The 1,192-nt window shown below is 61.5% G+C and carries 1 protein-coding gene; it reads left to right on the forward strand.

Annotated elements, in window-relative coordinates; all coding sequences use genetic code 11:
* The first annotated feature begins 7 nt into the window (after positions 1–7).
* Positions 8–1,152, forward strand: a protein-coding gene (locus ACWEH3_RS36200; protein WP_450027023.1) for an IS3 family transposase whose coding sequence is annotated in 2 segments (ribosomal slippage) — positions 8–278 and positions 278–1,152 — 1,146 coding nt in all. Because the reading frame shifts where the segments join, the coding sequence is not laid out codon by codon here.
* Positions 1,153–1,192: the final 40 nt, after the last annotated feature.

A 1,192-nucleotide genomic window follows, 5' to 3' on the forward strand; every position in this document is an offset into this window, starting at 1 on the left:
GTCCCCCATGCCGAAGCCGTATCCCGAAGAGTTCCGCCGCGATGTCGTCGCGGTCGCCCGCAAGGGCGAGATCTCGTTGACGCAGGTCGCGAGAGACTTCGGGATTTCGCAGAGTTGTGTGAAGAACTGGCTCAAACAGGCCGATATCGAAGACGGTCATCGGCCCGGCGTCACCCGTGATGAGTCAGCCGAGTTGCGGGAAGCGCGCAAACGGATCCGTCAGTTGGAACAAGAAGCCGAGGTCATGCGCCGCGCGGTCGCCTATTTCTCGCGTGACATCAACCCAAAATGAGATACCCGCTGGTCCTCGACCTGGCCGCTGACGGAATCCCCGTCGCGGTGACCTGCCGGGTGCTCGGCTTCTCCACCCAAGCGTTCTACAAGTGGAAACGATGCCCTGTCTCGCAACGTGATTGGGACGACGCCCATCTGATCGACGCCGCTCTCGAAATCCATTCCGACGACCCGGCCTTCGGCTACCGATTCATCGCCGACGAGCTGCCTGCCCGCGGCATCTGTGCCAGCGAAAACAGAGTCGCCAGATTGTGTTCGGCGCAGCGGATCTGGAGTGTGTTCGCCAAGAAGCGCGGGTTGAACCGCAAGGCCGGCCCGCCGGTCCACGACGACCTCGTCGGACGCCACTTCACCGCCGCCGTCCCGGACGCGGTGTGGTTGACAGACATCACCGAGCACTCCACCGATGAAGGAAAACTGTACTTGTGCGCTGTCAAGGACGTGTTCTCCAACCGGATCGTCGGGTACTCGATCGATTCCGGGATGAAGGCATCTCTGGCGGTATCGGCACTGAACCATGCCGTCGCTCTCCGAGCACCTACCGCGACGATCGTCCACTCCGACAGGGGTAGTCAATTTCGCTCTCGAAAGTTCGTCAATGCGTTGTCGGTCAATGGTTTACGAGGGTCCATGGGCAGAGTCGGGGCGTGTGGTGACAACGCCGCGATGGAGTCGTTCTTCGCGTTACTGCAGAAAAACGTGCTTGACCGGAAGCGGTGGGCGACCCGCAGCGAACTCCGTCTGGCGATCGTGGTCTGGATCGAGAAGACCTACCACCGCACCCGGCGGCAACGCAGACTCGGTCGGCTCACCCCGATCGAGTTTGAGACAATAAACCGGCCCGCAGTCGCGGCCTGAAAGACCAAACCCACGAGTCAACCAAACTCGGGGCAGTCCC

The sequence above is a fragment of the Nocardia sp. NPDC004718 genome (genome assembly GCF_053601535.1).